We start from the raw sequence: 25,373 nt of genomic DNA on the forward strand, positions 1-25,373 counted from the left end.
TCAGATCGACGGTCGCGAAGCCGTGCGCTTCGAATGCGTCGGCGATCTGCGCCGGTTCGCTGCGGTTGCGGATCTGCACGCCGACGAAGATATGCGCCGAGTTCGCGTCGGCGATCCGGTAGTTGAATTCGGTGACGCTGCGCGTGCCGACCAGTTCGCAGAAGCGCCTGAAGCTGCCGCGCTCTTCGGGGATCGTCACCGCGAATACCGCTTCGCGCGCTTCGCCCACTTCGGCGCGTTCGGCGACGAAGCGCATGCGGTCGAAGTTCATGTTCGCGCCCGACGTGATCGCGATCAGCGTCTGGTTCTCGATGCCTTCCCGTTCGGCGTACTGCTTGGCGCCCGCCACCGCGAGCGAGCCCGCGGGTTCGAGCACGCTGCGGGTGTCCTGGAACACGTCCTTGATTGCCGCGCATAGCGCATCGGTGTTCACGAGCAGCACTTCGTCGAGATATTCGCTGCACAGGCGGAAGGTTTCCTCGCCGACGAGCTTCACCGCGGTGCCGTCCGAGAACAGGCCCACTTCGTTCAGCGTCACGCGCTCGCCCGCCTTCAGCGACGCAGCCATCGCGCACGAATCATCGGTCTGCACGCCGATCACCTTGATCTCCGGGCGCACCGATTTCACGTATGCAGCGACACCGGCCGCGAGACCGCCGCCGCCGATCGGCACGAAGATCGCGTGAATCGGCCCCTGGTGCTGGCTCAGGATTTCCATCGCGACGGTGCCCTGGCCCGCGATCACGTACGGATCATCGAACGGATGCACGAAGGTCAGGCCGCGTTCTTCCTGCAGCTTGACCGCGTGACCATAGGCATCGCTATACGATTCGCCGAACTGCACGACCTCGACGGTCGGCCCGCCGTGCGTGCGGATCGCGTCGACCTTGACCTGCGGCGTCGTCACCGGCACGACGATGATCGCCTTCACGCCCATGCGTGCGGCCGACAGCGCCACGCCCTGCGCATGATTGCCCGCCGACGCGGTGATCACGCCGCGACCGAGCGCTTCGGCCGGGATATGCGCCATCTTGTTGTACGCGCCGCGCAGCTTGAACGAGAACACCGGCTGGTTGTCCTCGCGCTTCAGATAGACCGGATTGCGCAGCCGTGCCGACAGGTTCGGCGCGCGTTCGAGTTCGGTCTCGCGCGCCACGTCGTAGACGCGCGCGGTCAGGGTCTTTTTCAGGTAGTCGTGAAAGCGGACATAAAAAAACCCGCCTCGTTTGGCGGGTTATGTGTCACTGCAAGTCGACGCGCGCTAACCCACCATTCGATGAATGATGCTAATAATCAGCGCAATACGGATGTCGAGGCAGTTCATGCCGGCGATCTTCGTCGACTTGGCAGGCTTTGTCAATCTCCGCGGACCACGGTTCCGGCCAGAACGGACCAGCAAAAAAACGGGGCGCGCCGTCAAGCGCGCCCCGCTGATACAGCCAACGCCGCAATCAATCGCGCACGCCGCTCTGCTTCTTGAATGCCGCGAGAATGCGTCGCTCCAGCGCGTTGTAATCGCCGCCGAAGTGATGATCGCCGGAGGTGCGGATGACTTCTACACCGCTCTTGTCGAGTGCCGGACACAGCGTGTCGGTCTCGCTCTCGCCATAAAAGCATTGAACGATCGACGGCGGCACATGCGTCAACTCGGGCCGCACGTTCAGCGCCTTGTCGCTCGCGGGCATGCCGAGCCAGCCGCCGACGCGGATCTGGAAGTCGGCGTCGGGCGCGAAGCCGAGCAGCGACATCAGCGACACCTTATCGCGCTGCGCCTGCGGCAGACGGTTATACGCGAACGGCATCACGTCGGCGCCGAACGAGTAGCCGATCAGCGCAACGTGCTGCGCGTGCCAGCGCTCGCCATAGGTTTGCATCACGCGCGCGAGATCGCGGCTCGTTTGCGCGGGCGGCTTCTCGCTCCAGAAATAACGCAGGCTGTCCCAGCCGACCACCGACACACCATCCTTTTGCAACGCCTGCGCGATCGTCTTGTCGAGATCGCGCCAGCCGCCATCGCCCGAAATCACGATCGCCAACAGGCCGTTCGGATGCGCGGCCGGCAACTCGATTAGCGGCAGGTCGGACACGTCGTCGGCACTCGTCGAGACCGGCTGCAGATGCGGCGTCAGCAAAGCGACGAGACGCGCGCGATCGGCGTTGCCCGTGCTCGCCTTTTCGACGAAGCCAGGCACCTTGTCACGGATCACGGTCGGGTCGGGTGGGCACGGTTGGAAGCGCGCGTCGAGCGTGCGGTCGGCGTCGACCGACACCGCGCCCGCGATCGTATTGGACGGCGCCTGCTCGAGCACGTGCATCGCCAGCGTTGCGCCCTGCCCGGTACCCGCGACGATCGGCGCGAAGTAGCGGCTCGACTGCGATTGCCGTTCGAGCTGATGACTCAGCGCCTCGGCATCGCCCACCAGTTGATGGCAGGTTTCCTTCTTCGCGGCAAGGTTGGCCTCGTAGCGCGCGGTATCGACGCCGACCGTCATCGCGCCCGCTTTCGCGAGCGCATCGGCGCTCTGCTGATCGGCTGCGCTCCAGCCGCTCGCCTGCGAATACAGCACGACGAAGCCGCGCAGCGGCCCCTCGGGCTGCGTGACGCGCACGTCGCCATAGCGGCCGCCCGGCACGGTGATGGTGGCCGCGTGCGCGAGCGCGCCGCAGCTCAAAACGCTCGCCGCGACGGCGAGCCGGAACAACGGATGCAATGTCATGAACGCCGGCCTCCTGCCAGCAGCGACAGGTCCGCGAGCGTGAAGAACACGCCCGAACCGGATGCCGCGAGATAGCGCGGCTCCCAGTGCGGTTGAAACTTGCTCTTGAAAGCACGCAGTCCGCGGAAGTTATAGAAGCGACCGCCGAAACGCCACACGATGCCGGCCAGCCGATGCCAGCGCGACGCGAGCGGAGTCGGCTGCACGCCGGAGAGCGGCGCAATGCCGAGACTGAGCGAGCGGAAGCCCGCCTGCTTCAGATGCAGCGCGAGCTGCGTGAACAGATATTCCATCGCGTACGGCGACGCGCTTTCGACGTGACGCATCACGCCGACGGTCGCCTCGGTATTCATATCGGTCGTCATGAAGGTCACGAACGCGACCGGCTCGCCGTTCTGGCGCACCAGCATCACCGACTGCGCGGCGAGGTATTCGTCGTGGAAAGCCGCGACCGAGAAACTCTTCTCGCGCGCATCGTGGCTGCCGAGCCAGCCGTCGGAAATGCCGCGCAGCGTTTCGAGCGACGCCGGCACACGCGCCTGATCGATCACTTCGACGCTAAAGCCGTCGCGCTCGCCGCGCTTGAGCGCATAGCGCAGATGCGCGCGGTGCGAGCCCTTCAGATCGAAGTCGTCGAGCACGACGTGCGCTTCCTCGCCGAGCTTCATCAGCGTGAGGCCGGCGTCGAGATACAGCGGCAGCGCATTCGCGCGCACCTGGTAGAACGCGGCGCGACCGCCGTGCGCATGTGCGAGCGCGACGAACTTTTTGATGAGGCCTGCCCACTCTTCGCGCGGCCCCACCGGATCGTGCAACGCGGCCCACGTGCGGCCGTATTTCGCGTACATCAGGAACGCCTCGCGCGATTCCGAAAACAGGAAGCTCTTGTCGCCCATCAAAGCGAGACCGGCATCGCTGCGTTCCTGCGCGCGGACGATGCGCGCGGCGTCGAGCAGATCTTCGGGCGCCGGCTTCACGAAGCGGCCCGGTGCCGGGCGCAGCAATTGCCAGAACGAGAAGGTCGCGGCGAACACGCTCGCTGCGAGCGTTGCGCGCAGCGCGCGCGGCGCGCGCTCGTCGAACGCGAATTGCCACCACAGGTCGCGCGTGTACGGCACGTCACGGAAAGCGAACAGCATGACCCACGTCGCGAACATCAGCACCATCGCGATCGACACGAGCCAGCCGGCCGTGAAACGCTCGGCGAACAGCGACGAATGACGGTTGAAGCGCTTGCGCGTCGCGAGCAGCAGCACGATCAGCATGCCGAGCACACCGGCTTCGACGAATGCGAGACCCTTGGTCAGCGACAACGCAAGGCTCAGCAATGCGAGCGCGAGTGTCATCCACCATGCGGCATCGAGCCGCCGCAGCAGCCCACGCGCGACGAACAGCAGCAGCACGCCGACCACGCTGCACAGCAGCGCCGAGCTTTCGAGCACCCACAGCGGCACCACGTTGCGCAGCATATGAATGCGCTGCCAGAACGCAGGCGTCGCGCTCGAGATGACCAGCATGCCGCCGACCACGAACGTGACGAGGCTCAGAAACAGCGGCGCGAGTTCCGACACGCGCTCCGCCTGCAGCATCGACAGACGGCTCTTCAGCGCGCGCCCCTCGAAGCCCGCGAGCAGCGCCGCGGAGACGATCAGCGGCAGGCCGAAATAGATCGCGCGATAAGCGAGCAGCGCGGCGACCATCTGATGCATCGGCACGCTGCCGCTCAGTGTGAACACCATCGCCGCCTCGAACACGCCGACCCCGCCGGGCGTATGACCGATCAGGCCGAGCAGCATCGCGGCCGCGTAGACGGTGATAAAGCCAATGAAGCTGACGTTCGCATGCGGCAGCAATGTCCACAGCGCGAGACCTGCGGCAACCACGTCGAGCACCGCCAGCGCGACCTGCGCGAGCAGATCACGGCGCGCCGGAATATCGAACGAGAGCCACTGCCAGCGCGTGCGGATCGGCCGGGTTTCGCGACGGCACGCGGCGGCCGCCAGCGTCAGCGCGATCAGCAGCGCGGCGCCGCTCCAGCGCAGCGCGACCGGCGACAGATGCAGCATCGGCGCGAGCGGTCCGGCCATGCCGAGCATGCCCAGCGCGGTCATCAAAACGAGGGCGAGCGCGAGCGACACGCTGGTGAACACGGTCATGTGGCCGATCTGCGCGGGCGTGATGTTCGCGACGCCGTACACGCGCGCGCGCACCGCTCCGCCCGTCAGCGCGCCGAAACCGGTCGCATTGCCGAGCGCCGAGCCGGCCGTCGCGCCGACCCACAGCGCCGCGCGCGGCACACTCGCGCCGAGATAGCGCAGGCCGACCGCGTCGCGCCCCACCAGCGCGACGTAGCTAAGCGCGGTCGCGCCGAGCGCGCCGACCCACTCGCGCGGCGACAGCTGGCGCAGTTCGCGCATCACCGAACGGTAATTCACCGCCTCCGACAGATGCTGCAGCACGACCAGCAGCAGCCCGCAGATGACGAGCGCGAGCACGGGCGACAGAAGTCCCCGGCTGCCAAGCACTTTCGCGGCACGGCCGAGCAGCGCGCGCGGGCGCTCGAAGCTGTGTTGAAGTCGGTGGAACATGGTCAATGCGGGCCTTGCGAGAGCGGTCGCGGCGACGGGCGCGTCACGCGCGGTATCGCCTGTGGCGGCGATTACAAAGTGATAACGGCAAAACGTGCAAAAGGTTGACAGCATTAGCAATTTTGCTGTCGGTTTACCGGTGCGCGGCGCGTCGAAAGCGCGCGATTGTAATGCTTCGTCGCGCGATGCGAGGGGGGCGGGGCCGGCTGGGCGAGCCGCAATCAGGCGCGAAAGCGCGATATCTGGAAGGGAAACTGCGATGGCGGGCCCGAACTGGCCCGAAGCGAGGGCCTTTCGTGGGGACCGATGTCGACGGCACGGCTGAGGAGCCGAACGCGCCCCGCCTGGCGGGGCCAGAAAGCACAATGCCCGCTACTCGGGCGGGCATCGACACTTGTGAGCCGGGGCTTGCGCGACCGGCGCGGGTAACACGCGCTTATTGCGGGCGACGATACGCTTCGGCGATCACCGCGCAGTTCTGCAGATGCAGGTTCAGCGCATGCAGCGCCAGCGCACGCAGCTTGCCGAAGAACGTGGTGGCGGCGGGGGTGGAACGGACGACAGTCGATGCGGTGTTCATGGCGGCTCCTTATTAGGGTTTATACCTAAGCGATAACCCGATTATAACCATCTCGTGCCGCAGCGCAACAAAAATCAATATTGATTGCGATGTCGCAACGCCGCAGTCGTGCGTCAGATACAGAAATTGGTAAAGGGGCGGCATCGGCCGCGCAGGTATTAACAATCCGCACCGTACAGGTGCAATAATGACCCCTTTGCCTGCGACGCTTCGCCGCACCGCCGTCATGACAGTCGCCCAGACTCAGAAAGCTCTGATTGCGCCCCTTATCGTCGCGTGCGCGATGTTCATGGAAAGCGTCGACGCCAATGTGATCGTCACCGCGCTGCCGGCCATGGCGCGCGATTTCGCCCGCGATCCGGTTACGCTGAAAATCGCGGTCACGAGCTACGTGCTCGGGCTCGGCGTGTTCATCCCGGTATGCGGCTGGCTCGCCGACAAATTCGGCGCCCGCTCGGTGTTCCGCACGGCGATCGGCATCTTCATCACGGGCTCGCTGTTGTGCGCCGCGTCGAACTCGCTTGCCACTTTCACGGTTGCGCGTTTCATTCAGGGCGTCGGCGGCGCGATGATGGTGCCGGTCGGGCGGATCATCATCTTTCGCGTGGTGGAGAAAGCCGACTTCATCCGCGCGATGAATTATCTGAGCGTGCCCGCGATGCTCGGCCCCGCCGCCGGTCCGCTGCTCGGCGGCTTCATCACCACGTACCTGCACTGGCGTCTGATCTTCTTCATCAACGTGCCGATCGGCATTCTCGGCATCTATCTGACCAATCGCTATATCGCCAATACGCGCGAACCGGACCCCGGCCCGCTCGACTGGATCGGCTTCCTGCTGTCGGCGGCGGGTGCGGTGCTGCTGCTGCTCGGTTTGTCGCTGGTCGGCGGCGAACTGATTTCGAATACCGACGCGTTCGGCATGTGCGCGCTCGGCGCGGTGCTGCTCGCGATCTACGTCGCGTACGCGCAGCGCGTCGCGCTGCCGCTGCTCGACCTGCGCTTTTTCAAGGTGCCGACGTTTCAGGCGAGCGTGCTCGGCGGCTCGCTGTTTCGCATTGGTCTCGGCGCATTGCCGTTCCTGCTGCCGCTGCTGCTGCAGGAAGGCCACGGCATGAGCGCGTTCCAATCGGGGCTGATCACCTGTGCGTCCGCGTTCGGCGGCATGTTCATGCGCACGATCGCCTCCACCGTGCTGCGCCGCTTCGGCTTTCGCCAGGTGCTCGTGTTCAACGCGGCGCTATCGGGCGTTTCGATCGCCGCGTGCGGACTCTTTTTCCCGCACACGCCGACGTGGATCATCTGGGTCGTCGTGCTACTCGGCGGCTTCTTCCCCGCGTTGCAGTTCACCAGCCTCAATTCGCTGACCTACGCGGAGATCGCGAGCCGCGACGTCGGCCGCGCGACGAGCCTCGGCAGCGTCGTGCAGCAGATGTCGCTCGGTCTCGGCGTGACGGTCGGCGGGATCGTGCTGCAGATTTCGCGCGCGCTGCATGGGCATCCGAGCATCACGTGGTCCGATTTCTGGCCTGCGTTTCTAGTGGTCGGGCTGTGCTCGTTCGCGTCGATTCCGGTCACGCTGCGCTTGCCGCGCGGCGCGGGCGCGGAGATTTCGCGAGGCGGGCGCGGCTGAGCCGCGCGTCGAGCCCATACAGCGCGCCCGAACAAGCGCCCCGCCCTTCACGCGTTCGGGCGCTCACGCGCGCTTGCGAATCACGCTCACTTCGCCATTGCGTTCGAGAATCGCGGCGGCCACGTTGTCCATCGAGCGCGAGCCGGTTTTCTGCCGCACGCTTTCCTCGATGTCGGTGCGCGTGATGAGCGCCGCGTGCATTTCGTTCGCGTTGAACTTGCCGTCGCTGAACACCTCGCGCTCGACGCCGCACACCAGCAGCTCGAAGCGGCGCGAACGTATGAACGCCCACGCGAGCACCCGGTGACATACGACGATCACCAGCGACGCGACCACGGTCGCGATGAACGGCGACGCCCCAACGATCGCGCGGCTCAGCGTCGCGCCGAGCAGAATCACGACCACCAGATCGAACGGCGAGCGCTGACCGAACGAGCGCCGCCCCGAGACGCGAATCAGCACGATCGCGATCACGAACACGACGATCGAGCGCAGTCCCATCTGCAACGGGTCGAGCTCCCTGCCCTGGCCGAATAGAACGAAAAGCGCGTCCATCATGTTCGTCCTCCCCGCGGCGTATTGCCGTGCAATGTTCTGGTGTGCGGATCGTTGCGAGCGAGACCAGCTCGCGACGCAGCGGCGGCGCTCAGGCCAGCGCGCGATCCGTCGCCCATGCGATCAACGTATCGCCGAAGCCGCCGCGCGCGCGGGCCGCGGTGCGCGCGCTCGTGGTCACGCGCGGCGCGGCGCTCCACGCGATACGCGCGCCCGTCGCGATCAGGCGATCGACGAGCGCGACGTCCTCGCTGCACTTGAGTGGCGGAAAGCCGCCCGCGCGCCGATAGGCTTGCGCGGAAACGCCGAGGTTCGCGCCGTGCACATGGCGATGCCCGTCGGCGTCGACATAGGTCTTGCGAAAATATTCGCGCACGCTGTGCGGATGCGCGCTCCAGTCGTCGACGGCGATCGAGCCGCACACCGCATCGGCGCCGAGCGCCAATTGCGCGGCGAGCCAATCCGGCGACACGCGGCTGTCGGCATCGGTAAACGCGAGCCAGCGCGCGCCGAGCGCGAGCAGCAGCGACGCGCCGAGCGCCCGTGCGATCCCGACGTTGCGCGCCTTCAGCGTCAGCGTCTGCACGCCGTAAGCGCGCGCGATGGCCCCGCTGAAATCGCTGCACGCGTCGAGCGCGACGACGATCCGCACCTCTTCGCCGGCGAGCGCTTCGTGTCGCGACGCTTCGAGCAAGGCCGCGAGGCACCCCGCGATCAACGCCTCTTCGTTATGCGCCGGGACGATCACGCCGATCATAGAAGCCCCTCCCGCTGCGCGACCGAACGTGCGTCGCGCGACCACACGTCGATCAGCAAGTCGGCTTCGTCGTGATGCGCCAGACGTGCGAGGCCGCAGCGCGCATCGAATAGCGCGTGCGCGCGGTCGGCGGATTCGCGCGCTTCGGCGAACGGCCGGCGCCAGTGACAGGCGAGCAGCGTGCCGTCCGTAGTCAACGAGCCGGCAATGCGCGCGGCCAGCGTTTCGAGCTCGGCCGCGTCGAGGTAGTACGCAAACTCGCTGATCACGATCAGATCGAACGGCCCATGCTCGGTCGGCCATTCGCACGGCACGCTGCGCTGTTCGATCCGCACGTTCGATGCGCCCGCCACCCGTTCGCGCGCCAGTTCGACGGCGCGCGCGTGCAGATCGGCGGCGAGCAGCGCGTCGCAGCGCGTCGCGAGCCCGGCCGTCAACTCGCCGTTCGCGCAACCTGGTTCGAAGCCGTTGCGATAGCGCGGCCGCGGCAGCAGCGCAAGCGTCAGCGAACGCTTGCGGCGTTCGTACCAGCCTTCGCGCAAACGCCACGGATCATCGCTGCGTCGGTAAAGTTCATCGAAGTACAGCATCGGCGAGCTCATCTCAGCGATCCTCCGGAGGCTGGGGAAAAAAGGTCATAGCGTCCACGACGCGAGTGTTTGCGCCGACGCGTGATCCGCTGCCGGCGCGGCGGTCGTGTCAGCGGACCCGACGAGCCGTTCGCCGAGCGCGGCGAGATCGCGTTCCGCGTGGCTTTGCCGCAGAAACACCGGCAGGTCGGCGAGCGCCCGCGCGAAGCGCGCATCGCGGCACAACGGGCCCGCGCCGAGCGCGCGCGTCGCATGATCGATGACGGCGCTCGCGGCCTGCTCGACGGCAAGACGCGCGCGCAACACGCGGGTCTGCGCATCATCTGATGGTTGCGCGTCGATCCATGCGGCGGTTTCGCGCAAGACCGCGGCGGCCGACTGCAATGCGACATCGGTCGCACCGAGATGAGCCAGCCGATGCGCATCCGCGCGCCGGGCGCACGCGTCGCGCAGCGTACGGCCGATCTGCGCGGCCGCGCCGTACCAGCACGCGGCGATACCGGCGCCGCCATGCCAGAAGCCCGCGCGACGCAGATAGGCATGCGGCGCGCCGACGAGCGTCGCCACGGTGTCGTTGAACGTCACATCGGCGCTCGCGGTCGCCCGCATGCCGACGGCCTGCCACTTCGATGGGTCGATCGAGATCGAGCTCTGGTCCAGCGCAACCGCCGCGAGCACCGGCTCGTCGTCGCGCCATGCGGTCACGAGCGCGTGGGTGAGCGCCGGCGCGCCGGAACACCAGGCTTTGGTGCCGGCCAGGCGCACCTGAGCGCCCTCGCCGCAGACGTTCTCGATTCCTTCATTGATCGCGCGCACCCGCGCGTCCGGCGCCTCGGCGGCCCACACGCCCCAACGACTTGCCGGCGGCGGCAGCGGACCGTTCAGCTCGGCGAGAATCGCGAGGGCATCGGTATGGCCTTCGAACAGTTTGACGAGACCGAGGTCGCGCGCGGCAACGGCGGACAGCGCGCGCCAGCGCACCAGCGTCTCGCCATGCGCCGGCAACGGCATGGTCGGCGCGCGATCGTAGCCGCGCTCGATCAGGTCAGCGAGAAGTGCTCCGAGAGCAGCGGGATCGTTCGCGTCGAAACGCGCGTCGCGCAGGAAATCGTCGAGCGGGATCGGCGGCTTGCCGGCCTGCGATGCACTGGCGCTCGCGCGCGGTCCGCAGCCGCCGTGTTGATTCGAGACCTGCCGTGACTGGGCCTTGAAGCTGGCCGCGTGGTCGCGCGTGTCGAGCATCGTGCCTCCCTGCAGCGTTTCGATCCGTGGCCCGCCGAGCGGCGGCGGACCGGAACGTATGCAGAGTCTCAGCAAACACCGTGCCCCAGCTGACGAGGCAGCCGCGCAGCGAAAAAAGCGGCTACGTCCCCCCGCTTCCGCTCAATCGTCCATCCGCCTTCGCGAGCAATGCGTCGAGGACCCCCATTTCGACCGGCTTCACCAGGTGCGTATGAAAGCCCGCGTTGCGAGTGCGATCGAGATCGCTGGCATGACCGAAGCCCGTCATCGCCGCGTACATCGTGCGAGCCAACTCGGGCAGCGCGCGCAACGCCGCGAGCGTCGCATAGCCATCCATCTTCGGCATCGCGAGATCGATCAGCGCGAGATGCGGCGAAAAGCGCGGCGCGATCTGCAGCGCCTGCTCGCCCTCGTAGGCGACACGCACCTCGTGGCCCTTCAGTTCGAGCAGCATCGCGAGGCTGTCGGCCGAATCGCGATTGTCGTCGACGAGCAGAATCCGCAGCGGCTGCACGTGGGGCGCGGCACTGATCGCGCCGCTCTCCGCGGTGTCGGACTGCGCCGAGAGCGGCAGACTCAGCGTGAACGTGCTGCCAAGCCCCGGTCCTTCGCTGCTTGCGACGATGCTGCCGCCATGCATTTCGACGAGCGACTTGCACAGCGTCAGGCCGATCCCAAGGCCGCCCTCGCCGAAATTTTGGCCTTCCTTCTCCTGCGCGAACAGCTCGAAGATCTTGTCGAGCGAGCGCACCGGAATGCCGCAGCCGGCGTCGCGCACTTCGAGCACCGCCATGCGAAAGTCCACGCGTCCCTGCATTTCGATCACGCTGCCGTTCGGCGAAAATTTCGACGCGTTGTGCAGCAGGTTTTGCAGCACCTGCACGAGCCGCGTCATGTCGCCGCGAATGCTCACGGGGACGTCGGTTACCTGCGCGACCACGCGCTGCTCGCGCGAGTCGGTGAACGGCCGCGCCGCTTCGATCGCGCGCGCGACGAGTTCGGCGAGATCGACGCGCGCAATCCGCAGTTCGACCTTATCGGACATGATCCGGCCGATATCGAGCAGATCGTCGACGAGTCGCGTCAGGTGCGTAACCTGGCGATCGATCAGATCACGCGCACGCGCGACCACCGGGCTCAGATTGGCTTCCATCTGCATCGTGCCGACCGCGTTGCGCACCGGCGCGAGCGGATTGCGCAGTTCGTGGGCGAGCGTCGCGAGAAATTCGCGCATGCGCTCACCGGAGCGCTCGAGCTCCTCGCGCCGGCGCCGCTCGGTCAGATCGCGCGTGACCTTGGCGAAGCCGCGCAAGCGTCGCGATTCGTCATAGACGGCCGTGATGATCACGTTGGCCCAGAACGTCGAGCCGTCCTTGCGCACGCGCCAGCCTTCGTCTTCGACGGTGCCGATCTGCCGCGCGATCGCGAGCTCGCGCGCGGGCTTGCCGGCCGCGGCCTCCTCGGGCACATAGAACAGCGAGAAGTGCCGGCCGACGATTTCATCGTGCGTATAGCCCTTGATGCGCGCGGCGCCCGAATTCCAGCTGACGACGAAGCCTTGCGGATCGAGCATGAAAATCGCGTAATCCTTCACGCTATCGACCAGCAGACGGAAGCGCTCCTCGCTCTGGCGCATCGCTTCGAGATATTCGCGCTGCGCGGTCAGGTCGCGCGTGATCTTCGCGAAGCCGGTGACCTCGCCCTGCTCGTTGCGTATCGCAGTAATCACGACGTTCGACCAGAACGTCGTGCCGTCCTTGCGCACGCGCCAGTCCTCGTTCTCGAAGCGGCCGGTGAGCGCCGCCTGTTCCAGCTCGTAGCTCGGCCAGCCGCGCGCGACGGCTTCCTCGGTATAGAAGCGCGAAAAATGCTGGCCGACGATCTCGTTTTCCGTGTAGCCCTTCAGTTTCTGCGCGCCGGCGTTCCAGCTCACGACGTGGCCTTTCGCGTCGAGCAGAAAGATCGCGTAGTCCGAGATCGCCTGCACGAGCGACCAATAATTGACGCCGACGGGCGTCGACGGCGCGGCCTCGGCCTGCACTCGAGCGGGCTCGCCGTGGACGCGGAGAGTAGAAGCATCAAGCTGGGTCATGGCGGACACGTAATTGGAATTGTTGTGTTTAGCAAATCTCGCGCCTGGCCGGCGCCGAAGCCTTCGCGCAAACGGTTGCGCGGCCCACGCATGGGCCGGGATACGTCGCGAAGGGCGCTCGGGCGCCGGCTCATAAGGCGCAAAGCTTATAACGGCGGGCCCCGCGATTGCTAGCCGACCATCACGGAAAGCGTCGCCGCGCTGCGGTTTCGGCTTTCCGTGTTGCCCTTCGTTAGCAAAAACAGGAGTGTCAATTGAAAAAGGTATTCACGACTTTCGCCACGAATTTCGCGGCCCCATGCGCCCTCGCCGCGGCATTGAGCCTCGCCTCCACCGTCGCGCAGGCCGAAGGCTGCGCCAAAGGTGCGGTCGTGGGCGGAGTGACCGGCCACGTTGCCGGACATCATGGGACGGCGGGTGCTGCCGCGGGCTGCGCGATCGGCCACCATGAGGCAAAGAAGAAAGACAAGGCCGCGAGCGCCGCGGCCGCCGCGAGTCAACCCGCTGGAAAATGATGCCAACGGCCGGTCCGGCTCGACATCGCTGCGAATCGAAGTTGCCGCGGCGCTCGCGCGCCCGTCAACCGGCCGCGCCGATCTTTTCCGCGAGCTTCGTGTCGTAGCTCGAATGGACATGCACGCGCTTCTTGTCGGGATACGCGTACGCGTACGCCTTGCGCAGCGCGAGCGACGCCTCGTGAAAGCCTGACAGGATCAGCTTCTGCTTGTTCGGATAGTTCGCGATATCGCCGACGGCGAAGATGCCCGGCCGCGAGCTTTCATAGTTCGAGGTATCGACATCGATACGGCCGCCGTGAATTTTCAGTCCCCACTGCGCGATCGGGCCGAGATCCGCGACGAGTCCATACAGCGCGATCAGGTGTTCGGCTTCGAGCTGTGTCTCGCCGTCGATCTGCCGCAGCGTCAGCGAACGCAGCGCGCCGTCTTCCACATCGAGCGCCGCGATCGCGCCAACGATGAAGTCCATCTCCCCCGCTTCGACCGCGCGCCGCATCAGCTCGACGCTCGAATCGGCCGCGCTGAAGCCGGCGCGCCGATGCACGAGGGTCACGCGCCGCGCGACGTTGCGCAATGCCAGCGCCCAGTCGAGCGCGGAATCGCCGCCGCCCGCGACGACCACGTTTTTGTCGGCGAAATCGGCGAGGCGCGGCACGCTGTAGTGCACGTGGCGCTTTTCGAGCGGCACGGCCTCGGGGAGCCCGAGCTTTTGCGGAACGAACGCGCCATTGCCGGCGGCGAGCAGGATCGCTGCGACGTCGAACACCAGGCCGCGCTGCGTGCGCACGGTCCAGCGGCCGTCGTCGCGTTGCTCGACCGTGTCGACGCGCTGTTCGAGATGAATCGGCACATCGAACGGCTTGCATTGCGCGAGCAGTCGCTCGACCAGTTCGCGCGAAGTGCACGACGGAATCGCGGGGATATCGTAGATCGGCTTGTCGGGATACAGCTCGATGCACTGGCCGCCGACCCGTCCGAGTATGTCGACGATCTGGCAGGTGAGGCCGATCACACCGGCCTCGAATGCCGCGAACAGGCCCACGGGACCGGCGCCGACGATGAGGACATCGGTGCGGATCGGCGAAGTGGGCACAGAGGACGGGTCGGCGGCAACGGTCATGGGGCAGGTCTCCGGATTACGGTGAAAGGCGCAAAGCAAGCGTCGATGACTCACCTTACCGAATCGGCCCGCACGCGGCAACGATGCCATCGTCGGCGGTAAGGGTGCTACGCGGGCCCGCTCAACGCCTGAAAGTGGCTACCTGAAAATATCCGGAATCGGCCATTTTGATGAACCAAACGACGGACTAAGCTAACACCTGTCTGATGCATCGCATCGTCCCACCCACCCAGGAGCCCATCATGGAACAACGTCTCGACTTCTACAAAGCCAACCCCGCCGCGATCAAGTCGCTGCTCGGCGTCGAAGAGCGCATCGGCAAGTCGGCGCTCGAAAAATCGCTGACCGAACTGGTGCGGCTGCGCGCGTCGCAGATCAACGGCTGCGCGTATTGCGTCGACATGCATACGAGCGACGCGCGCAAGGGCGGCGAAACCGAGCGGCGTCTCGCGACCGTCGTCGTGTGGCGTGAAACGCCGTTCTTCACGGACCGCGAACGCGCGGCGCTCGAGTGGACCGAAGCGGTCACGCTGGTGTCGCACGATCACGTGCCCGACGCAGTATGGCAGACGGTGCGGCCGCATTTCAGCGACGAAGAGCTGGTCGATCTGACGCTGCTCATCTCGGCGATCAATGCCTGGAACCGCTTCGCGATCTCGTTCCGGAAGATGCCGGCCTGAGTGGTCGCATGAGCGGCGGCATGAGTGGTGGCATGAGGCGGCGCAATGCCTGCCTCACTCGCCGATCCACGACCCGCGCAGATCGCTGTCATGCAGCAACTGCAGCAGCGTGCCAGCCGGTCGGCTCAAGCGCTTCGCCGCCAGCGCGATGAATTCCACCGACGGCAACGTCGGCAGTCCGGCCGCATTCAACGGCGGCGCCAGGCCGCGCGCGGCCAGATACTGCGGCCGCACGGTGATGCCGAGTCCGCCACGCGCGGCCGCGATACAGCCGGAATGACTGCTGCTCGTGCAGACGATCTGCCAGCTCGCGCCGGCTTCGGCGAGCGCATCGAGCACGACCGCGCGCGTCACGCTCGGCTCGGCGACCAGAATCAGCGGCAGCGGCTGGCTGAGATCGACGAGCGTGCCGGTGCGCGCGAGCCATTCGAGCCGCCCCGTGAAAAGCGGCACGCCGCGCCGGTCACCGAGCCGGCGCTTGCCGACCAACAGATCGATCGCGCCCGCGTCGAGCAGTTCGTACAGCCGGCCCGTCATGCCGATCGTAATTTCGAGTTCGACGTCGGGATGCGCGTTGCGAAACGCCGCGAGCACGGTGGGTAGCGGGCCGAGCGCGATGTCGTCCGACGAGCCGAGCCGCACGCGTCCCTTCAGACGCGGCGCGCGAAACTGCGACTCCGCGCGCGATAACGCCTGCAGGATCACGCTCGCATGCGCGAGCATCGCTTCGCCGTCGGGCGTCATCGCGAGCGAATGGGTGTCGCGCACGAACAGGCGCCGGCCCACGCTCTGTTCGAGCCGCCGGATATGTTCGCTGACGCTCGACTGCGTCAGGTCGAGCCGTCGCCCCGCCTCGGTGAAGCTATGGCAGGCCGCGACGGTCGAGAAGGTCTTTAGCCAGATTGGATTGAGCATGCGCGATTGTCGCGCTGCTTATCGGCATTGTCGATAACAGTCAGCGATCTCAGTGGGGTTCCCGATTGACGGGGATGTCAATAAGATGACGGAATTCCGCCTGGCCCCGCTCCGGGCGGCGCTTTGCCGCCGCGCCCGCTGTTGAAAACATGACCAAGGATTCCTCTCAAACCGCCCTGCTGTGGATCGTCGCCGCCGGCTTCTTCATGCAGTCGCTCGACACGACGATCGTCAATACCGCGCTGCCGTCGATCGCGAACAGCCTGCACGTCGCGCCGCTCGCGATGCAACCGGTCGTCGTCGCCTACACGCTGACGATGGCCATGCTGACGCCCGCCTCCGGCTGGCTTGCCGACCGCTTCGGCACGCGCCGCGTCTATTTCGCCGCGATTCTCGTGTTCGTGCTCGGCTCGATCTGCTGCTCGAGCGCGCACACGCTCGGCCAGCTGGTGATGGCGCGGGTGCTGCAAGGCCTCGGCGGCTCGATGCTGCTGCCGATCGGACGACTGGCGGTGCTGCGCAGCGTGTCGGGCGAGCAATACGTGTCGGCGCTCGCGTTCATTTCGATCGCGGGGCAGCTCGGGCCGATCGCCGGGCCGACGCTCGGTGGCTGGTTCGTGCAGGCGATCACGTGGCACTGGATCTTTCTGATCAACGTGCCGATCGGCGCGCTCGGTCTGTACGCGGTGCACCGCTTTCTGCCGTCGCATGACGAGACGCAGGCGCCGCCGTTCGACGTGATCGGCTGCGCGCTGCTGTCGCTGTGCATGATCGCGTTTTCGCTCGCGATCGACGCGCCGGTCCCCGCGCATCGCGCGGCGTGGTCGGCGGGGCTGTTCGCGTTGGCCGTCGCCAGCGCGCTCGCCTACATTCCGTATGCGAGAAACCGCCGCAATCCGCTGTTCAAACTGTCGCTGTTCGGCGAGCCGAACTTCAGCGTCGGCCTGATCGGCAACCTCGTCTGCCGGGTCGGTTCGAGCGCGGTACCGTTCCTCGTGCCGCTGCTGCTGCAATTGCAGCTCGGCTACTCGCCGCTGCACTCCGGTCTGATGATGCTGCCCGCGGCGCTCGCCGGCACGCTCGCGAAACGCTGGATCGCGCCGCTCGTGCGCCGCTACGGCTACGACACGTTCCTACTGGTCAACACGATCATCGTCGGCTCGGCGATCGTCGCGTTCTCGCTGATTTCGCGCGGCACACCGCTCGTGATCGAAGTCGCGATCCTCGCCGTTTTCGGCGCGGCCAACTCGATGCAGTACGCGGCGATGAACAGTGTCACGCTGAAGGACCTGTCGCACGAAGACGCGGGCATGGGCAATAGCCTGTTCTCGATGGTGCAGATGCTCGCGATCGGGCTCGGCGTGTCGATCGGCGGCGGGCTCGTCAATCTGTTCGCGGATCAATGGGGCTCGGCGGAACTCGGCTTCCGGCTCGCGTTCGTATGCGTCGGCGTGATCACGCTCGTGTCCGCGTGGATCTTCCGCCGTCTCGACGACCCGTCCGGCACGCGCGTGATTCGCGGCCAGGCTGCGACGAGCGCGGGGCGTTGACACGCGACGCGTCTCATCGCGTGTCAGCACATGAATTCGAAAGCTCTTCGCGTTAGCATGTCTGGCATCCATGGCTACCAGGCAGGTACCCGCGATGCCATTCGATGAGCGCGTGCTGAACGGCATGGGCGTGCTGACCGCGATCGTCGATTGCGGCAGTTTCGCGGCCGCGGGCGAAGCGCTCGACATGTCGCAATCGGGCGTAAGCCGCTCGGTCGCCCGGCTCGAAGCACGCCTCGGCATTCGCCTGTTCGACCGCACCACGCGCTCGGTCACGCTGACCGACGAAGGCCGGCGTTTCTACGAGCAGATCGTGCCGCTGCTCGGCGGACTCGAGGAAGCGGCGGCCTCCGCCGCGCAGGGCGCGACCGCGGTACGCGGGCGTCTGCGCGTCAACATGGACCCGTTCTTTTCACGGCTCGTGCTCGGGCCGCGCCTCGGCAGCTTCATCGACAAACATCCGGATCTACAGCTCGAACTGATCACGCGCGACCAGCTGGGCGACATGGTCGCGGACGGCTTCGATGTCGCGATCCGCTTCGGCGACCCGCCGGTGTCGACGCTCGTCGCCCGCAAGCTGCTCGATACGCGCATTCTGACTGTGGCGGCGCCGTCGTATCTGAAGAAGCATGGCAAGCCGGAGAATCCTGCCGAGCTCGAAGACGGCCGGCATATCTGCATCAAGTTTCGCGATCCGCTGACCGGTTATCCGTTCACCTGGGAATTCCATCGGGGCCGCAAGAAGCTCACGCTGACGCCGCGAGGGCGGCTCACCGTCAACGACGTCGGTACGCTGCATAGCGTTTGCATCGCCGGCCAGGGGATTGCGCAGATTCTCGCGCTCGGCGCGGAGTCGCTGCTCGCGAGCGGCAAGCTGATCGAGCTATTTCCGGATTGGGGCGACGAGGTGTACCCGCTGTATGCGCTATATCCGTCGCGGCACCATCCGCCGGCCAAAGTGCGCGCGTTTCTCGACTTCATCCTGTCGCTGACGGGCCGCAAGCCGAGCCACCCGGCCGCCTGAGCGCACACCTTCTGTTTGCCGCCCGCCGGGGTCCGCGTCTTGCTACTGGAGCCTTATCTTCCCTCCAGGAGAGCAGCGATGAGCAAGACGACGGAAAAATCCCAAGGCGAAACGAAAAGCGCGGGCGAAAACAAAACAAAAAGCGAGGCCGGCACCCAGACGGAGGATTTAGCGCATCCGCATCACGCCGTGCATAGCGACAACGCGAAGAGCAAGATGCCCGAGCGCCCCGACGAGGGCCACAAGCAGTCCCCGGCGGACCGTCCGGGCAAAAAGCGCGGCGAAGGCGAACCGTCTGTCGGTTGAAAGACCCCATAACAGAGCGGCCCTGGCTGCTTCATGCATTCAGGCCGCATCACTTTCCCTTTCATCGCCTTTCTGTAAGGAAACATTTCTTCCTCATTTTTACCGAATATTTTTTCAGCGCCTTGGACTATTTTGCTGCTAGCAGCGAAGTGTGCGCCCCGCGAACCGCCGCACCGCTTTCCGCCGGTTCATGCCGCTTCCGACCGTTAAAAGGCGTCATCCATGTCCAACGCGTCACGTTCTCCCTTCGCCCGTGCGGCCATCGCGCATGTCTCCATCTGCGTGCCGACCTGCAATCGCCCCGAGTTGCTCGTCGAATGCGTCGACTCGTGCCTCGCGCAAAGCTATCCCCATGTGGAGATCGTGATCGGCGACGATTCGACGGACGCCCGCTCACGGCAACTGATCTTGCAGCGGTACCGCGACGAGCCGCGCGTGCGCTACGAGAAGCACGACCCGCCGCTTGGGCAGGCGCGCAATGTGTCGAGCCTGTTCGAGCGGGCGCGCGGCGACAAGATCCTGTTGATCCACGACGACGATCTTTTGACGAGCGACGCCGTCGACAAACTCGTGTCGCTATGGCAGCGCCATCCGGGGCTCGATGCGGCATTCGGCGCCCAGTACGAAGCCGACCACGACGGCGCGATCGATCTCGCCGCGAGCGAGCGGCTGAACGCGGCGTTCCGGCGCACCGAGGCCAACGAGGGTCTGCAGCCGCTCGCGGGCCGCACCGGCCTGATCCAGATGTTTCCGAACAATGGCTGGATGGCCGACGCGCGGCTCGTCAAGCGGATCGGCTACGACGAGCGGTACGGCGTCTGCTGCGACTACGTGTTCGGCACCGAGCTCTGCCTTGCCGCGCGGGAGGTGTTTTATCTGCACGACTACGTGTCGGTGTATCGGAAGACCGCGACGTCGATCTCGCACAGCACGCGCGGCACGAGCACGGCCGCACCGTTGAGCGCGTATGAGTTCGTGAAGTCGCTGCGTCTGCCGGCGCGGCTCGAAGCGTCGCGGCGGCAGGCGCTGCGGCGGCTCGCACCGATCGTCGTGTCGATTCACGCGAGAAACGGCGACGCGCGCGCGGGCTGGCGGATCGCGCGCGCGCATCTGTTCGCCTACAACTACGGCTTTAGCGCGCGGCTTTACTACCATCTGCTGATGCTGGCGCGCGCGGCCTGGCGCGCACGTCTGCCGACGGCGAGCGCCGCAGCCGATGCTGCCGCCCGCGGGGCGGCACCGTCGATCGCGACGGTCGCGGCGAATGAGGCCGCGAGGGTCGAGGAGTTCGTCGACAAGCTGGTCGACGAATTCGTCGGCGACCGTTCGAAGCCGGTATGAGTTGCGACAAGCGCGTGCGCAAGCCGATTTTCTGCTAAGCATTCCCTGCTTAGCAAACGCGTATTCGTTACTTGGTCCCGCGCACGCCGCTGATTACGATGGGCACGACCCGTCATCGCCGAGGTGCTTCGCCATGTCAGACAGTGCGTGTTTCAGGCCGCGCGTAATCGAGCCGGTCGTCGAGGATCAACCCGAAGGACTCGGCCTCGCGGTCGAATTATGGTTCGCGCAGCCGATCGACGGCATCGCGGGCCGCGCGGTGCAGATTCATCTGCGCAGCGGCGCGAGGATGGAACAGGCCGAGAGCTTGCGCGACCTGCTGCATGCGTGGGGGACACGGATCGTCGTCAGTTGAGCGAAGCGCCCTGCCGCCAGTTCGCGTAGTGACGCGCAATCGCCGATGCAATTAAAAACGGCGGCCCGGTTGCCCCGGACCGCCGCTGGAACGCTTCATTGCGGCACGACGTCACGCCGTGCCCGGCTAGCGGTTCACGGCTCGTGCCGCAAATATCCTTCCGTCGACGGATCACGCATGCGCAGCGACACGATACCCGCGAGCGCGCACAGCGCCGTCACGTACCAGAAGAACATCGTCTCGACGCCGGCCGACTTCAGCCACAGCGCGACATATTCCGCCGAGCCGCCGAAGATCGCATTGGCGACCGCATACGACAGCCCTACGCCGAGCGCACGCACTTGCGGCGGAAACATTTCCGCCTTGATCAGGCCGCTGATCGACGTATAGAAGCTGACGATCGCGAGCGCGACGACGACGAGCGCGAACGCCGCGACCGGACTCGTCACGTCCTTCAGCGCATGCAGCAACGGCACCGTGCCGAGCGTCGCGAACAAACCGAAGCACAGCATCGAATTGCGTCGGCCGATCCTGTCGGACAGCGCGCCGAACGCCGGCTGCATTAGCATGTAGACGAACAGCGCGGCGGTCATCACCGAACTCGCGGTCTTCGCGTGCATGCCGGCCGTGTTGACCAGGTATTTCTGCATATACGTCGTGAACGTATAGAAGATCAGCGAGCCGCCGGCCGTGAAGCCGAGCACCGTCATGAACGCGGCCTTGTGCTCCCACAAGCCACGCAGCGTGCCCGCTTCCTTGCGCTGACGCGTCGCGGCGGTGGTGGTTTCGTCGAGCGATTTACGCAGATAGAGCGAGATCAGCGCAGAGATCGCACCGATCGCAAACGGTACGCGCCAGCCCCACGCCTTCAGTTCGGCGGTCGTCAGCAACTGCTGCAGGACCACGAGCACGAGCAGCGCGAAAAGTTGACCGCCGATCAGCGTCACGTACTGGAACGACGCGAAGAAGCCGCGCCGGCCCTTCAATGCGACTTCGCTCATATAGGTCGCGCTGGTGCCGTATTCGCCGCCCACCGACAGGCCCTGGAACAGCCGCGCGATCAGCAGCAGCGCCGGCGCGAGCGCGCCGATCTGCGCGTACGTGGGCAGCATCGCGATGACGAGCGAGCCGCCGCACATCATGAAGACCGACACCATCATCGCGGTGCGGCGGCCGCGCTTGTCGGCGAGCCGGCCGAAGAACCAGCCGCCGATCGGGCGCATCAGGAAGCCGGCCGCGAACACCCCGGCCGTGTTGAGCAACTGCGTAGTGCTGTTGCCGCTAGGAAAGAACGACGGCGCGAAATACAGCGCCGTGAACGAATACACGTAGAAGTCGAACCATTCGACGAGATTGCCCGATGAAGCGCCGACGATCGCGAAGATGCGGCGCCGGGTGTCGTCTGCCTGGTTGACGACGGGTTGGTCGGTTAGATCGTTCATGCTGATGTCGGTCCTTTTGCTTAAAACGAGGATGACGCTCGTGACGCCGCCTTGATGCGCGTCGCGGACAACCGCAGACGCGCGCGCGGCGAATTTTACATAAGTGAAAAGTTCAGATGGGATTTTGTCTGCGGAACTGCAGGAAAGCCCTGGGTACGGGCCCGCGGCGAATTTAGAACTGCAACGAAAACGAAGCCCCCGCCAGCCGGGAGGCTGCGGGGGCTTCGGGTGATCGACGCGGACCGTCCCAGCAACGTTATGTACCGTTGCGGCAGTTGGACGGAGACGTCAGATTCTCACGGACGGTGGCACATACCGGCACTCGTAGCGCTTTCTGACGGTACCGTTTTCGTCGACGCTCTCGAGGTATACGTCGAACTGCCACAAGCGCGCCATGTGCTTGAGCACCTCGTCGCTATCCGACGACAGGTGCCGGTTGTCGCTCATGAAATGCCGCAACGTCAGGCTACGATCGCCACGCGTATTGACGGCCCATACCTGGATGTTCGGCTCGCGGTGATGCATGTCGTACTGCCGCGACAGCGCCTGGCGCACGTACTGGTAGCCGCTGTCGTCGTGAATCGCCGATACTTCCAGCGCGTCGCGCATGTCGTCGTCGAGCACCGAAAACAGGCGCATTTCGCGGATCAGATGCGGTGACAGGTACTGCGCGACGAAGCTCTCGTCCTTGAAGTTGCGCATCGCGTAGTGCATCGCGGGCAGCCAGGGACTGCCGGCCAGATCCGGAAACCACTTGCGGTCTTCGTCGGTCGGCGCTTCGCAGATGCGGCGGATGTCGCTCATCATCGAAAAGCCGAGCGCATACGGATTGATGCCGCTGTAATACGGCTTCGTGACCGGCGGCTGATAGACGACGTTGCTGTGCGAATGGAGGAACTCCATCATAAAGCCGTCTTCCAGCTTGCCCTGGTTGTACATCGTATTGAGCAGCGTGTAGTGCCAGAACGTCGCCCAGCCTTCGTTCATCACCTGGGTCTGCCGCTGCGGATAGAAATACTGACCGATCTTGCGCACGATGCGGATCACCTCGCGCTCCCAAGGTTCGAGCAGCGGCGCGTTTTTCTCCGCGAAATACAGCAGATTTTCCTGCGGCTCGGGCGGATAGCGCTCCTCGACCTCTTCGGGCAGCGGCGTATGGCGCGTGGGCAGCGTGCGCCACAACTCGTTGACCTGCGACTGCAGATACGCCTCGCGCTCACGACGCGCGGCGAACTCTTTCTCGAGCGACAGCTTCTGCGGCCGCTTGTAGCGGTCCACGCCGTAATTCATCAGCGCGTGGCACGAATCGAGCAATTCCTCGACGCGATCGAGCCCATAGCGCTCCTCGCATTCCGCGATGTAGTTCTTCGCGTAGACGAGGTAGTCGATGATCGCGTGCGCGTCCGTCCACAAGCGGAACAGATAGTTGCCCTTGAAGAACGAGTTGTGACCGTAGGCCGCATGCGCAATGACGAGCGCCTGCATCGTCATCGTGTTCTCTTCCATCAGATACGCGATGCAGGGATTCGAATTGATGACGATTTCGTACGCGAGCCCCATCTGGCCGCGGCGATAGCTTTTTTCGGTGGAGAGAAAATGTTTGCCGAACGACCAGTGACGGTAGTTCACCGGCATGCCGACGGACGCGTAGGCATCCATCATTTGTTCAGCGCTAATGAGTTCGAGCTGGATCGGATACACGTCGAGCTCGTATTGCTCTGCAACACGGGCAATATGCGAGTCGTACTCTTCGATCAATTCGAAGGTCCAGTCGGACGGGCACGGCAGAGGCCGTCTATCGGCTACGTTCATACGGACTTCCCTTTGCCCCTCTTTGGGCGTTCCGGTGTGTCCCGTGCTGCAGCATTGCGGACTGCTCCGGCGCGAGCGGCTGCCGTGCTAGCCGCTCCTGCCTCGGCATGCCCCGACAGTTGCTGCGGCACGCCTTTGTTGCGCTGCGGCGCAGTCATACGACGGCTTGCCTCAAGTCGTACGATTCATCGCCGCACGCGTCGCGATCCAGGTGCTGGATGCGCAATCTGCGTTCCATCACGAAGTCGCCGCCTGCTTCTCGAACAGCTCGCGAAACACCGGATAAATATCGGCCGCGGTTTCGACCTTCTTCATCGCCATATGCGGTTGCGAGAGCGCCAGTTGCGCGTATTCGAGCCACAGATTCTGCTCTTCGGGCGTCACCTGAATATACGCAAAATACCGCACCTTCTGCAGGATGTCATCCGAGAGTATCTTGCGGCACTTCGGCGAATCGTCGGTCCAATTGTCGCCGTCCGAAGCCTGCGCCCCGTAAATGTTCCATTCAGTTGGCGAGTAGCGTTCCTCCATCACCTTGCGCATCAGTTCGAGCGCGCTCGACACCACCGTGCCACCGCTTTCGGTCGAGTGGAAGAACGTATCTTCGTCGACTTCCTCGGCGCGCGTGTGATGGCGAATGAACACCACTTCGATGCGCTCGTAGTTACGCTTCAGGAACAGGTACAGCAGGATGAAGAAGCGCTTCGCGAGATCCTTGCGCTGCTCGTCCATCGAACCTGACACGTCCATCAGGCAGAACATCACCGCCTGGCTCGACGGCGTGGGCTGCTTCACGCGATTCACGTAGCGCAGATCGAACGGATCAATGAACGGAATCCGCCAGATGCGTCCTTTCAGATGGTGGATGTCGTCTTCGAGCAGCTTGATCTCTTCACGGCGATCGGCGGGATCGGCCTTCAGCTCTTCGAGCTGCCGCTCCATTTCGTGCAACTGGTTGACGAGCGGCGCGCCGAGCGCGATGCGCCGGCCGAGCGCGCTGCGCAGCGAGCGCACCACGTCGATGTTGTTCGGTGTGCCCTCCGCGGCCCAGCCCGCGCGGATGCTTTTCCACGTCGGCACCGCCATCAGATGGGTTTTGACGAGACGCGGCAGTTCGAGGTCGTCGAAGAAATACTGCATGAACTCTTCGCGGCTCAGCTCGAACACGAAGTCGTCCTGACCCTCGCCCTCGTTGCTGGCCTGACTGCCTCCGCCACCGCCCCCGCCGCCTTGCGGGCGCTGGATCTTGTCGCCGCGGATGTAGTCCGAGTTGCCGGGATGCACCATCTCGCGCCGGCCGCCCGGTCCATGACGGAACGACGGCTCCGCGATGTCCTTGCGCGGAATGGTGATGCTCTGGGTGTTCTGGATATCTTTGATGCTGCGATCGCGCACCGCGTCCGAAACGGCGCGACGGATATAGTTTTTGACGCGGCGCAAAAAACGCTCGCGATTCGCAATACTCTTGTTCTTCCCTGCCAACCTGCGGTCGATGATTTGATGAAGCACGCCCGGTCTCCCGTCCGTGCAACCGCGTTTCCGCTGCGGCCACACTAATA

22 protein-coding genes are annotated in these 25,373 nt (G+C 65.3%); 8 read left to right on the top strand and 14 right to left on the bottom strand.

What is annotated here, in order from left to right:
• The 4 genes from ilvA to GCT19_RS42555 all read right to left on the bottom strand — a co-directional run.
• The coding region (gene ilvA / locus GCT19_RS02335; protein ID WP_152851118.1) for a threonine ammonia-lyase, biosynthetic at nucleotides 1–1,189 on the bottom strand (1,189 nt) is incomplete at its 3' end.
• Nucleotides 1,190–1,451: 262 nt separating this feature from the next.
• Entirely contained in the window at nucleotides 1,452–2,717 is a 1,266-nt protein-coding gene (locus tag GCT19_RS02340; protein WP_018435620.1) for a virulence factor family protein, read from the bottom strand.
• The gene (gene mprF / locus GCT19_RS02345) at nucleotides 2,714–5,305 is read right to left on the bottom strand and encodes a bifunctional lysylphosphatidylglycerol flippase/synthetase MprF (RefSeq protein WP_152850937.1); all 2,592 of its coding nucleotides are present in this window, start codon (nucleotides 5,303–5,305) and stop codon (nucleotides 2,714–2,716) included. Before mprF ends, GCT19_RS02340 begins: the two co-directional genes overlap by 4 nt.
• Nucleotides 5,306–5,741: 436 nt before the next feature.
• Entirely contained in the window at nucleotides 5,742–5,885 is a 144-nt protein-coding gene (locus tag GCT19_RS42555) for a hypothetical protein (RefSeq protein ID WP_013089588.1), read from the bottom strand.
• 226 nt (nucleotides 5,886–6,111) lie between these two features.
• Here GCT19_RS42555 and GCT19_RS02350 point away from each other — a divergent pair, with 226 nt between their 5' ends.
• Nucleotides 6,112–7,515 (top strand): MFS transporter, encoded by a 1,404-nt coding sequence (locus tag GCT19_RS02350; protein ID WP_152850938.1) that lies wholly within the window; start codon nucleotides 6,112–6,114, stop codon nucleotides 7,513–7,515.
• Nucleotides 7,516–7,578: 63 nt separating this feature from the next.
• Here GCT19_RS02350 and GCT19_RS02355 read toward each other — a convergent pair whose 3' ends face one another.
• From GCT19_RS02355 to GCT19_RS02375, 5 genes are all read right to left on the bottom strand, one after another.
• Complete coding sequence (locus GCT19_RS02355) at nucleotides 7,579–8,073, bottom strand: DUF421 domain-containing protein (protein WP_152850939.1); 495 nt, start codon at nucleotides 8,071–8,073, stop codon at nucleotides 7,579–7,581.
• A gap of 88 nt (nucleotides 8,074–8,161) precedes the next feature.
• Entirely contained in the window at nucleotides 8,162–8,827 is a 666-nt protein-coding gene (locus GCT19_RS02360) for a glycosyltransferase (RefSeq protein WP_152850940.1), read from the bottom strand.
• Nucleotides 8,824–9,429 (bottom strand): SAM-dependent methyltransferase, encoded by a 606-nt coding sequence (locus tag GCT19_RS02365; RefSeq protein ID WP_013089592.1) that lies wholly within the window; start codon nucleotides 9,427–9,429, stop codon nucleotides 8,824–8,826. Before GCT19_RS02365 ends, GCT19_RS02360 begins: the two co-directional genes overlap by 4 nt.
• Before the next feature lie 33 nt (nucleotides 9,430–9,462).
• The gene (locus GCT19_RS02370) at nucleotides 9,463–10,659 is read right to left on the bottom strand and encodes an acyl-CoA dehydrogenase family protein (protein ID WP_018435615.1); all 1,197 of its coding nucleotides are present in this window, start codon (nucleotides 10,657–10,659) and stop codon (nucleotides 9,463–9,465) included.
• A gap of 121 nt (nucleotides 10,660–10,780) precedes the next feature.
• Nucleotides 10,781–12,751, bottom strand: coding sequence for a PAS domain-containing hybrid sensor histidine kinase/response regulator (locus GCT19_RS02375; RefSeq protein ID WP_026228720.1), 1,971 nt, complete (start codon nucleotides 12,749–12,751; stop codon nucleotides 10,781–10,783).
• 317 nt (nucleotides 12,752–13,068) lie between these two features.
• Here GCT19_RS02375 and GCT19_RS43200 point away from each other — a divergent pair, with 317 nt between their 5' ends.
• On the top strand, nucleotides 13,069–13,266 hold the full coding sequence (locus GCT19_RS43200; RefSeq protein ID WP_152851119.1) for a hypothetical protein: 198 nt from the start codon (nucleotides 13,069–13,071) through the stop codon (nucleotides 13,264–13,266).
• A gap of 64 nt (nucleotides 13,267–13,330) precedes the next feature.
• Here the strand turns inward: GCT19_RS43200 and GCT19_RS02385 are convergent, their stop codons facing one another.
• Nucleotides 13,331–14,389 (bottom strand): NAD(P)/FAD-dependent oxidoreductase, encoded by a 1,059-nt coding sequence (locus tag GCT19_RS02385; RefSeq protein WP_152850941.1) that lies wholly within the window; start codon nucleotides 14,387–14,389, stop codon nucleotides 13,331–13,333.
• Nucleotides 14,390–14,631: 242 nt separating this feature from the next.
• On the opposite strand from GCT19_RS02385, the gene GCT19_RS02390 reads away from it, so the two are divergent.
• A complete protein-coding gene (locus GCT19_RS02390; protein ID WP_013089597.1) occupies nucleotides 14,632–15,069 on the top strand; it encodes a carboxymuconolactone decarboxylase family protein in 438 nt (145 codons plus the stop codon).
• Between the two features lie 54 nt (nucleotides 15,070–15,123).
• Here GCT19_RS02390 and GCT19_RS02395 read toward each other — a convergent pair whose 3' ends face one another.
• Nucleotides 15,124–15,984, bottom strand: coding sequence for a LysR family transcriptional regulator (locus tag GCT19_RS02395; RefSeq protein ID WP_018435610.1), 861 nt, complete (start codon nucleotides 15,982–15,984; stop codon nucleotides 15,124–15,126).
• Nucleotides 15,985–16,133: 149 nt separating this feature from the next.
• Between GCT19_RS02395 and GCT19_RS02400 the strand changes: the two genes are divergently transcribed.
• From GCT19_RS02400 to GCT19_RS02420, 5 genes are all read left to right on the top strand, one after another.
• Nucleotides 16,134–17,534, top strand: a complete 1,401-nt coding sequence (locus tag GCT19_RS02400; RefSeq protein ID WP_018435609.1) for a DHA2 family efflux MFS transporter permease subunit — start codon at nucleotides 16,134–16,136, stop codon at nucleotides 17,532–17,534.
• A gap of 94 nt (nucleotides 17,535–17,628) precedes the next feature.
• A complete protein-coding gene (locus GCT19_RS02405; protein WP_018435608.1) occupies nucleotides 17,629–18,558 on the top strand; it encodes a LysR family transcriptional regulator in 930 nt (309 codons plus the stop codon).
• 78 nt (nucleotides 18,559–18,636) lie between these two features.
• Nucleotides 18,637–18,864: a hypothetical protein gene (locus tag GCT19_RS02410; RefSeq protein WP_018435607.1), complete on the top strand. Its 228-nt coding sequence runs from the start codon at nucleotides 18,637–18,639 to the stop codon at nucleotides 18,862–18,864.
• A gap of 222 nt (nucleotides 18,865–19,086) precedes the next feature.
• Nucleotides 19,087–20,205, top strand: coding sequence for a glycosyltransferase family 2 protein (locus GCT19_RS02415; protein WP_152850942.1), 1,119 nt, complete (start codon nucleotides 19,087–19,089; stop codon nucleotides 20,203–20,205).
• A 133-nt stretch (nucleotides 20,206–20,338) separates the two neighbouring features.
• On the top strand, nucleotides 20,339–20,560 hold the full coding sequence (locus GCT19_RS02420; RefSeq protein WP_013089603.1) for a hypothetical protein: 222 nt from the start codon (nucleotides 20,339–20,341) through the stop codon (nucleotides 20,558–20,560).
• 134 nt (nucleotides 20,561–20,694) lie between these two features.
• Here GCT19_RS02420 and GCT19_RS02425 read toward each other — a convergent pair whose 3' ends face one another.
• The 3 genes from GCT19_RS02425 to GCT19_RS02435 all read right to left on the bottom strand — a co-directional run bounded on the left by GCT19_RS02425 (nucleotide 20,695) and on the right by GCT19_RS02435 (nucleotide 25,323).
• A complete protein-coding gene (locus GCT19_RS02425) occupies nucleotides 20,695–22,002 on the bottom strand; it encodes an MFS family transporter (RefSeq protein WP_152850943.1) in 1,308 nt (435 codons plus the stop codon).
• 288 nt (nucleotides 22,003–22,290) lie between these two features.
• On the bottom strand, nucleotides 22,291–23,814 hold the full coding sequence (locus GCT19_RS02430; RefSeq protein ID WP_018435604.1) for a SpoVR family protein: 1,524 nt from the start codon (nucleotides 23,812–23,814) through the stop codon (nucleotides 22,291–22,293).
• A 237-nt stretch (nucleotides 23,815–24,051) separates the two neighbouring features.
• On the bottom strand, nucleotides 24,052–25,323 hold the full coding sequence (locus tag GCT19_RS02435) for a YeaH/YhbH family protein (protein ID WP_018435603.1): 1,272 nt from the start codon (nucleotides 25,321–25,323) through the stop codon (nucleotides 24,052–24,054).
• Between the last annotated feature and the right edge of the window lie 50 nt (nucleotides 25,324–25,373).

The organism is Paraburkholderia atlantica (assembly GCF_009362785.1).
Taxonomy (GTDB): domain Bacteria; phylum Pseudomonadota; class Gammaproteobacteria; order Burkholderiales; family Burkholderiaceae; genus Paraburkholderia; species Paraburkholderia atlantica.

Excerpts from the sequence above, each read along its gene's own strand:
- GCT19_RS02340 (WP_018435620.1), bottom strand. The coding sequence starts at position 2,717 with ATGACATTGCATCCGTTGTTCCGGCTCGCCGTCGCGGCGAGCGTTTTG.
- mprF (WP_152850937.1), bottom strand. The coding sequence starts at position 5,305 with ATGTTCCACCGACTTCAACACAGCTTCGAGCGCCCGCGCGCGCTGCTC.
- GCT19_RS42555 (WP_013089588.1), bottom strand. The coding sequence starts at position 5,885 with ATGAACACCGCATCGACTGTCGTCCGTTCCACCCCCGCCGCCACCACG.
- GCT19_RS02350 (WP_152850938.1), top strand. The coding sequence starts at position 6,112 with ATGACAGTCGCCCAGACTCAGAAAGCTCTGATTGCGCCCCTTATCGTC.
- GCT19_RS02355 (WP_152850939.1), bottom strand. The coding sequence starts at position 8,073 with ATGATGGACGCGCTTTTCGTTCTATTCGGCCAGGGCAGGGAGCTCGAC.
- GCT19_RS02360 (WP_152850940.1), bottom strand. The coding sequence starts at position 8,827 with ATGATCGGCGTGATCGTCCCGGCGCATAACGAAGAGGCGTTGATCGCG.
- GCT19_RS02365 (WP_013089592.1), bottom strand. The coding sequence starts at position 9,429 with ATGAGCTCGCCGATGCTGTACTTCGATGAACTTTACCGACGCAGCGAT.
- GCT19_RS02370 (WP_018435615.1), bottom strand. The coding sequence starts at position 10,659 with ATGCTCGACACGCGCGACCACGCGGCCAGCTTCAAGGCCCAGTCACGG.
- GCT19_RS02375 (WP_026228720.1), bottom strand. The coding sequence starts at position 12,751 with ATGACCCAGCTTGATGCTTCTACTCTCCGCGTCCACGGCGAGCCCGCT.
- GCT19_RS02385 (WP_152850941.1), bottom strand. The coding sequence starts at position 14,389 with ATGACCGTTGCCGCCGACCCGTCCTCTGTGCCCACTTCGCCGATCCGC.
- GCT19_RS02390 (WP_013089597.1), top strand. The coding sequence starts at position 14,632 with ATGGAACAACGTCTCGACTTCTACAAAGCCAACCCCGCCGCGATCAAG.
- GCT19_RS02395 (WP_018435610.1), bottom strand. The coding sequence starts at position 15,984 with ATGCTCAATCCAATCTGGCTAAAGACCTTCTCGACCGTCGCGGCCTGC.
- GCT19_RS02400 (WP_018435609.1), top strand. The coding sequence starts at position 16,134 with ATGACCAAGGATTCCTCTCAAACCGCCCTGCTGTGGATCGTCGCCGCC.
- GCT19_RS02405 (WP_018435608.1), top strand. The coding sequence starts at position 17,629 with ATGCCATTCGATGAGCGCGTGCTGAACGGCATGGGCGTGCTGACCGCG.
- GCT19_RS02410 (WP_018435607.1), top strand. The coding sequence starts at position 18,637 with ATGAGCAAGACGACGGAAAAATCCCAAGGCGAAACGAAAAGCGCGGGC.
- GCT19_RS02415 (WP_152850942.1), top strand. The coding sequence starts at position 19,087 with ATGTCCAACGCGTCACGTTCTCCCTTCGCCCGTGCGGCCATCGCGCAT.
- GCT19_RS02420 (WP_013089603.1), top strand. The coding sequence starts at position 20,339 with ATGTCAGACAGTGCGTGTTTCAGGCCGCGCGTAATCGAGCCGGTCGTC.
- GCT19_RS02425 (WP_152850943.1), bottom strand. The coding sequence starts at position 22,002 with ATGAACGATCTAACCGACCAACCCGTCGTCAACCAGGCAGACGACACC.
- GCT19_RS02430 (WP_018435604.1), bottom strand. The coding sequence starts at position 23,814 with ATGAACGTAGCCGATAGACGGCCTCTGCCGTGCCCGTCCGACTGGACC.